We start from the raw sequence: 7,588 nt of genomic DNA on the forward strand, positions 1-7,588 counted from the left end.
TTTAACACAAAGAAAAAGTAGTGAGTACTCTCTCCCGTCGGAGATTTCTTCACTACTAATCTTAGTATGTTTTTTGAATATACGTAGCTTTAATAGTCCAATCGCCTATTTGATGAAAGAGACTTGACGAATCATTCTTTTTTCGATAGAATGGTATTTGTTATGGCGGTATAGCCAAGTGGTAAGGCACGGCTCTGCAAAAGCTTGATCGTCGGTTCAAATCCGTCTACCGCCTTCATAATTTGAGGACACCTAAGGGTGTCTTTTTTTGCTATAATCGCATAAAAAATCCCCGAAGCCAGAAGCTTCAGGAATCCATAAATCATAAACTAATGAGCATATCTAATAGCAGCTATCTTAAAGATACGCTCTCAAACTTTAATCAAACTAAGATTGTAATATTTAAAACACAAATAAATATGTTCAGACATTCTTAAATTTTTTCAGGAGCTCCACCAGCTGTGTTTGTTCTTCAGAAGTCAAAACGGAAAAAGTCTCCTCAATTGCTCGTTGATGCGGTGGAATTGCTGCTTGAATGATTCGACGGCCCTCATCTGTCAAATCAACCTCGAAAGCTCGCTTATCCGTTGGACAAGCTTGTCGACTCAACCAGCCCTTTTTCTCCATATTTTTTATGACAACAGTCATATTACCAGAAGTGGCAAGCATGCAATCAATTAATTCACCAATCTTCATACGTCCCTTGGCATTTAACACATCCATAACTCCAAATTGGGTTGGTGTTAAATCAAATTCTTTAAAAGTCTCAGAGACCTTGGCATCAATGGTACGAAAAGCCTTACGCATAACAACCATACTCTTGACAGCCATGTTTTTATCTAAGTCGCTCATTTATAGTCCTTTCCAAATAGATGCTGTATTTATTACTCTACCACAGTTTTTCTAAAAGTGGTATATGAAAAAGAAGAAATAAGAAAAAGAGTTCTTAGATATCTAACCAACACCTCAGAACTCTTTCATTTACTAACTATTACGATTCCAAAAAAGAGCCAATAAAATCACCGCACCTAATACTGAAGGAACAATAGCGGTGCCTGATAGCATCGGTCCCCAATTTCCAAAAAGAAGTTGCCCAACAAAAGCGCCAAGCCATCCTAAAAATGTCTTACCAATACAGCCCATTCGCTCACCTCGGTTTGAAATAGCAGAGGCAATAAGACCAATTAGAAAACCAACTATCATACTTCCAATCATAAGAATTCCTCCTTCTTACTTAAATTACCCAATCACCATTTCGGAAGATTGGTACACGACTACCATCTTGACGGATACCATCAATATCCATTTGATTTGAACCAATCATAAAATCTACGTGTACATCTGAACGGTTAAGACCAGCTTCCTTAAGCTCCTCTTCTGTCATGTCTGCTCCTCCCTCAACACTGGTAGCATAGGCTGCTCCAATAGCTAGATGGTTGGAGGCATTTTCATCAAAAAGGGTATTAAAGAAGGTAATACCAGACTGTGAAATAGGACTTGGATCTGGTACCAAGGCACATTCACCTAGAGCACGCGCTCCATTATTGTTGAAGACGAGATTCTTCATCACTTCATCACCTTGGTCTGCTGTAACGTCTACAATCTCACCGTCTTTGAAGGTTACCTTGATTCCCTCAATAATATTGCCATTGTAACTTAGAGGCTTTGTACTTGAGACATAGCCATCTGCACGACGAAAATCTGGTGCCGTAAAGACTTCTTCGGTTGGCATATTAGGTAGGAAGCCTTCACCCTGTGCATTAATTGCCCTTGCAGATTCCCAAACGTGATTTTTGGGTAATCCTAGAGTTAAATCTGTTCCAGGTGCTTGGTAGTGTAAGGCTGAGAATTGTACCTCATTAAGTAGGCGTGCTTTAGCATCTAAACGATCAGCATGTTCCTTCCAGGCACGTACAGGATTCTCTTCATAAACACGACAGGTCTTGAAAATTTGGTCCCAAAGTAAATCTACAGCTTCCTCATCACTCGAAGCATCAGGAAAGACCTTCTTAGCCCATTCTTTACCAGCTGCAGCAGCTACAGTCCAACTAACTTTATTAGACTGAGTTGCCACCTGCATAGGTTTAAAGGCCACCCCAGTAGCCTTAGCATGAGCAGATAGACGTTCAGGAGCTACACCATTAAGGGCCCCTGGATCTGATGAACGAACACCTAAGCGACTTGCCTTCTTGTCCAGCAAATATTCCATCTCAGCTTTTTATAGGCAGGAACCTCTTCAATTCGGTCCATACCAGCATGCAAAAATCGTTCTCGATTAATGATATCATCCGACCATTGAACAATTACCTCAGCTGCTCCTAGAGCATAGGCCTCTTTAACTAAAAGATGAGCTAGCTCTGCTTGCTCTACATCTATACTCAAGGCCATCGTATGACCAGGTTGTACATTAATCCCATTGGCAACCAATAATTTAGCATATTTTTCAAGATTTTCTTTAAAATGTGGTAAAACCATAATCAACTCCCTGAAACTATAATTTTCTAACAGTATACCATAAGACCAAGAAAAAAGTTTCCTCACAGCTTTAACCTTGCCTTACCCACTGCAGTTGGCAAGAAAAATAAAAAAGAGAACAGAGACTAACTCCATCCTCTCAAGTTTATGCACGATTTCTTTTCGCTCCTAAAAGAAATCATCAAAAAGACTTAACTGATTATCTTCTGGCATATTGCCTAGGATTCCCATTTCATCTAGCTTTTCAACCAAAGTGGATGAAAGACCTCCTCGTTTACGCAATTCTGTTTTAGAAAGGAATTCTCCTTCCTCACGTGCAGCAACTACCTGTTTGGCAACGTTCTCGCCCAAACCTTCAAGTGCAATAAACGGTGGAATCAAGGTATCTCCCTCAATCAGAAATTCAGTTGCCTGACTTTTGTAAAGATCTAACTGACCAAAGGTAAAGCCACGTTCTAACATTTCATTGACAATTTCAAGGGTCGTAAACAAATCAATTTCCACATTAGTCGCTTCATTTCGTTGACGCTTTTCTTTAATATCTTCCATTCTCGCTTTAACAGCATCAAGCCCTGCCGACATAGTCTTAAGTTCAAAAGCTTTGGCACGGATAGAAAAGTAGGCACAATAGTAATAAATAGGATGGTGTACTTTGAAATAAGCGACACGCAGGGCCATCATAACATAGGCTGCCGCATGGGCTTTCGGGAACATGTACTTGATTTTTCCACAAGATTCAATATACCAGTCTGGAACATTATTTTCACGCATGGCTTGAATATAGCCATTTCGCTCTTCTTCAGAAATCTTCAACCACATTCCCTTACGCACACGTTCCATAATGGTGAAGGCCATCTTAGGATCTAATCCCGCATGCATTAGGTATACCATGATATCGTCACGACAACCAATAACGGTTTTCAGAGTGGCAATACCTTCCTTGATCAAATCTTGTGCATTACCCAACCAAACGTCTGTACCATGAGACAAACCAGATAACTGTAAGAGTTCCGCAAAGGTCGTCGGATGCGTCTCATCGACCATACCACGAACAAAGTTAGTCCCAAACTCAGGGATTCCCAACATTCCCGTTGGTGTCCCAATCTGTTCAGGTGTTACACCTAAAATATCGGTACCTGAAAAAAGCTTCATTACATCCGGATCATCTGCTCGAATATCTTTGGGATCAATTCCCGATAAATCCTGCAACTTACGAATCATCGTCGGATCATCATGTCCCAGAATATCAAGCTTCAACACGTTCTCATCAATATCGTGGAAGTTAAAGTGAGTCGTTTGCCAAGCAGCAGTCACATCATCGGCCGGATATTGGACAGGGGTAAAATCATAGACATCCATATAATTTGGAATAACAACGATACCACCTGGATGTTGACCTGTACTTCGCTTAACCCCAGCAGCTCCCATGGCCAAACGATCGACCTCGGCATCACGGTAAAACTTATTGTAATCACGCTCATAACCCTTGACAAAACCATAAGCCGTCCTATCTGCAACAGTACCTACTGTTCCAGCACGAAAGGCATATTGCTCACCAAAAATATCTCGAACATCTAAGTGGGCTGACGGCTGATCATCTCCTGAGAAGTTCAAATCAATATCAGGAACCTTGTCCCCATCAAAACCTAGGAAGGTTTCGAAAGGAATATCTTGACCATCTTTCTTATACTCGGTTCCACATTCTGAACACTTCTTATCAGGCAAATCAAAACCAGAACCATAAGAACCATCTGTGATGAACTCAGAATGTTGACATTTAGGACATAAATAATGAGGAGGCATAGGATTTACCTCAGTAATTCCAATCATTGTCGCAACAAAACTAGAGCCAACAGATCCCCTAGAGCCAACCAAGTAACCACGTTCATTTGAACGGTTAACCAACATCTGCGAAGCCAGATAGATTACGGCAAAGCCATTACCAAGAATTGAAGACAATTCTTTCTCAATCCGTAGGTCAATAATATCAGGTAGAGGATTACCGTATAGCTCAAATGCTTTAGCATAAGTCATCTCAGCAACTTGCTCCTCCGCACGATCAATAAAAGGCGTGTACAAGTCTTTTTTGACAACCTCGACCTCTTCAATTCGATTCGCCATAGCTTGCGTATTCGTTACTACAACCTCATAGGCCAACTCTTTCCCCAAAAAGGCAAAGTCATCTAGCATCTCGTTGGTTGTTCTAAAATGTGCTTCGGGTAAAGGAGCCGGTTTAGCATTTTCTCCCTTACCAATCGGCCTATTAATCATAGCTCCTTGTCCCAAAGCACGAACAATGATTTCACGATAAATGGCATCCTCAGGATTGATATAATGTACATTTCCGGTAGCAAGCACAGGCTTGTCAAGACGATTAGCAACCTCTATCAAATCCCGAATCAGCTGTTCTACAGTTGCCTCATCCTTAATTAAATCCTTTGCAATCAATGGCGCATAAATTGCCGGTGGCATAACTTCAATAAAGTCATAATATTTAGCAACTTCAACTGCCTTTTCAATACCATGAGACAAGAGCGTATCAAAAACCTCACCGTCCGCACAAGCAGAACCTACAATGATTCCTTCACGATACTCATCTAAAACCGTACGAGGAATACGGGCTACTCCCTCAAAATATGATACATTTGATAGGCTGACCAATTTAAAGATATTCTTCAAACCAGTTTGATTCTGAACATAGAGCGTCGCATGTTTGACACGAGACTTTTTATACGAATCCTCAGAAACCAACTCCGTGTTCAACTGTTCCAGATTAGTCAAACCATGCTTATCAAATACATCTTTAATGAAAATAAACAACAAACGACCCGTAGCTTCCGCATCATAATTGGCCATATGGTGGTGATCCAAAGCTACACCAAAACGCTTGGTCAAAGGTCCCAAACCATGACGCTTATACTCAGGATAAAGATTTCTAGCAAATTCCAAAGTATCAATAACCGGTTGTGAAATTGTTGGTAATTGATTTCTTTCATAATTGGCATTCATAAACCCAACGTCAAAGGTCGCATTGTGAGCTACTAGCACCGTTCCCTGACAAAAATCTTGAAACTCCTGTAATACTTGTAACAAAGGTTTGGCACCTTTAACATGATTATCAGTAATACCAGTCAATTCAGTAGTAAATGCAGACAAGGGGTAACCTGGATCAATAAATTCATCAAATTGCTCAATAATATTACCTTTATGCATTTTTGATGCCGCAATCTGAATCAAATCATTATGAACAGCAGACAAGCCCGTCGTTTCAACGTCAAAAACAACATATGTTGCTTCTTTTAATTCCAATTCCTCAGAATTATAAACAATAGGAACCTTATCCTCAACAAGATTAGCTTCAAGACCAAAAATAGCTTTAATCCCTGCTTTTTTAGCCCTATGGTAACCATGAGGAAAACTCTGAACATTGGCATGGTCAGTTATAGCAACTGCTGGATGCCCCCAAGAGGCCGCTGTATCAATAAGCTCCTCAACGGTAGGCATCGCATCCATAGTTGACATATTGGTATGAGCATGGAATTCAACACGCTTTTGTCCCTCAGGCATCAAATCCTTACGAGGTGTATGAGAAATCTCCTTAATATCTTGTACATTCATCGTCAAACTATGTGTATAAGGATTATTCTCAATACGTCCGCGAACCCTTACCCAGTTTCCCTTTTTAATCATATCGAACTTAGCGAGCTCTTCACTATCCTTCGCCCAACGTTGCATCGCAAAACTTGAAGTATAATCAGTTACTTTAAAATTAATGATAATACGTCCTGTCTTCGTTTCACGTTGTTCAACATCAAAGATATATCCCTCAAAGACAATTCTGTTTTCTTCAGAATTAACATCAATCATCGGGGTTATCTCAGCCTTATCAAAGCTTGCCTGACGTTGGCTTTGTTTCTCGGTATATCTTGGACTCTGCTCAAGTCGAGAAGTTGATACTGGTTCACTTTCAACAATAGATTGAAGAACTTGTTTTGCTTGAGATTCAGCTTGCTCCTGCAAGGAAACTTTATTTGTTTCATAAGCCGTTTCGAAAGAAGAAGATACATCTTTATCTTCAACAACGGAAACTTTAACATCAGACAATCCAACATTTGAAAGAACATTAGAAACTAAAAAAATAAATCTATCCTGAACATTCTCTCTAAAAATATGAGATGGAGCTTTAACGAGAATTTCTTCATTAAAAAATTCAACATTGAGATTGGAGAATAAAGAATAAAGGGAAAAATGTGAAACCTTTAAAGACTCTAAAGCATAAGAAAAATAGAAAGATAGTAAGTCATTATCACAAGACGATGACTCCAAAATAAACTCATAAGAAACTTCTGCACCAAGGGAATTAAAAGTAGACTGAAGTAACGAATTAAAAAGGTTAAAGCTCTCACTTGACAGAACATTTTGGAAAGTAAAAACAAAAAACCAACGACGTTTTGATTTTGATAATTTTACAGATTGAATAGAACCATCTTTAATTTCATTATAAGTTTTATGATCCTTAGGAAAACGAATTTGTTTTAAAAGAAGCTGAAATTTATCAGACATAAAAAATAACTCCTATATACAAAAAAACACTCCTCATGGAGTGTAACTTATACCGGCGGCCGGGGTCGAACCGGCACGTCCTTGCGGACACTGGATTTTGAGTCCAGCGCGTCTGCCAATTCCGCCACGCCGGCAAAGTATAACTGGGGTAGCTGGATTCGAACCAACGCATGAGGGAGTCAAAGTCCCTTGCCTTACCGCTTGGCTATACCCCAAAGTATAGGCGAATGAGGGGAATCGAACCCCCGAATGTCAGAGCCACAATCTGATGTGTTAACCACTTCACCACATTCGCCATTATATTAACACGGGCAGTAGGAATTGAACCCACACTGAAGGTTTTGGAGACCTTAGTTCTACCTTTAAACTATGCCCGTTACTATGGAAGGGGAGGGATTCGAACCCCCGAACCCGAAGGAGCGGATTTACAGTCCGCCGCGTTTAGCCTCTTCGCTACCCTTCCAAATATAAATAAATGGCGCGAGACGGAATCGAACCGCCGACACATGGAGCTTCAATCCATTGCTCTACCAACTGAGCTACCGAGCCA

The 7,588-nt window shown here is 40.3% G+C and carries 3 protein-coding genes, 7 tRNA genes and 1 pseudogene; 1 reads left to right on the forward strand and 10 read right to left on the reverse strand.

Annotated features, from left to right (window positions below; genetic code table 11):
* Positions 1 to 164 precede the first annotated feature (164 nt).
* Positions 165 to 235, forward strand: a tRNA-Cys gene (locus QRD39_RS09950).
* A 188-nt stretch (positions 236 to 423) separates the two neighbouring features.
* On the opposite strand, the gene QRD39_RS09955 is transcribed toward QRD39_RS09950, so the two are convergent.
* The 10 genes and pseudogenes from QRD39_RS09955 to QRD39_RS10000 all read right to left on the reverse strand — a co-directional run bounded on the left by QRD39_RS09955 (position 424) and on the right by QRD39_RS10000 (position 7,587).
* Positions 424 to 852 carry a MarR family winged helix-turn-helix transcriptional regulator gene (locus QRD39_RS09955; protein WP_002888341.1) on the reverse strand — a complete coding sequence of 143 codons (429 nt, stop codon included), beginning with the start codon at positions 850 to 852 and terminating at the stop codon, positions 424 to 426.
* A 132-nt stretch (positions 853 to 984) separates the two neighbouring features.
* Positions 985 to 1,215 carry a GlsB/YeaQ/YmgE family stress response membrane protein gene (locus QRD39_RS09960; RefSeq protein ID WP_002888342.1) on the reverse strand — a complete coding sequence of 77 codons (231 nt, stop codon included), beginning with the start codon at positions 1,213 to 1,215 and terminating at the stop codon, positions 985 to 987.
* A gap of 19 nt (positions 1,216 to 1,234) precedes the next feature.
* Positions 1,235 to 2,475, reverse strand: a pseudogene (locus tag QRD39_RS09965) (aminopeptidase).
* Positions 2,476 to 2,643: 168 nt separating this feature from the next.
* Positions 2,644 to 7,038, reverse strand: a complete 4,395-nt coding sequence (locus QRD39_RS09970; RefSeq protein WP_285956387.1) for a PolC-type DNA polymerase III — start codon at positions 7,036 to 7,038, stop codon at positions 2,644 to 2,646.
* A gap of 50 nt (positions 7,039 to 7,088) precedes the next feature.
* Positions 7,089 to 7,172: transfer RNA gene (locus QRD39_RS09975), tRNA-Leu, on the reverse strand.
* 9 nt (positions 7,173 to 7,181) lie between these two features.
* Positions 7,182 to 7,253, reverse strand: a tRNA-Gln gene (locus QRD39_RS09980).
* 7 nt (positions 7,254 to 7,260) lie between these two features.
* Positions 7,261 to 7,333 (reverse strand) — tRNA-His (locus QRD39_RS09985).
* 11 nt (positions 7,334 to 7,344) lie between these two features.
* Positions 7,345 to 7,415, reverse strand: a tRNA-Trp gene (locus tag QRD39_RS09990).
* Between the two features lie 5 nt (positions 7,416 to 7,420).
* Positions 7,421 to 7,501: transfer RNA gene (locus tag QRD39_RS09995), tRNA-Tyr, on the reverse strand.
* A 13-nt stretch (positions 7,502 to 7,514) separates the two neighbouring features.
* Positions 7,515 to 7,587: transfer RNA gene (locus QRD39_RS10000), tRNA-Phe, on the reverse strand.
* Position 7,588 lies beyond the last annotated feature (1 nt).

This window comes from Streptococcus raffinosi, from assembly GCF_030284685.1.
In the GTDB taxonomy this organism is placed as follows: domain Bacteria; phylum Bacillota; class Bacilli; order Lactobacillales; family Streptococcaceae; genus Streptococcus; species Streptococcus raffinosi.

Coding starts and splice junctions, on each gene's coding strand:
- QRD39_RS09955 (WP_002888341.1), bottom strand. CDS start 852: ATGAGCGACTTAGATAAAAACATGGCTGTCAAGAGTATGGTTGTTATG.
- QRD39_RS09960 (WP_002888342.1), bottom strand. CDS start 1,215: ATGATTGGAAGTATGATAGTTGGTTTTCTAATTGGTCTTATTGCCTCT.
- QRD39_RS09970 (WP_285956387.1), bottom strand. CDS start 7,038: ATGTCTGATAAATTTCAGCTTCTTTTAAAACAAATTCGTTTTCCTAAG.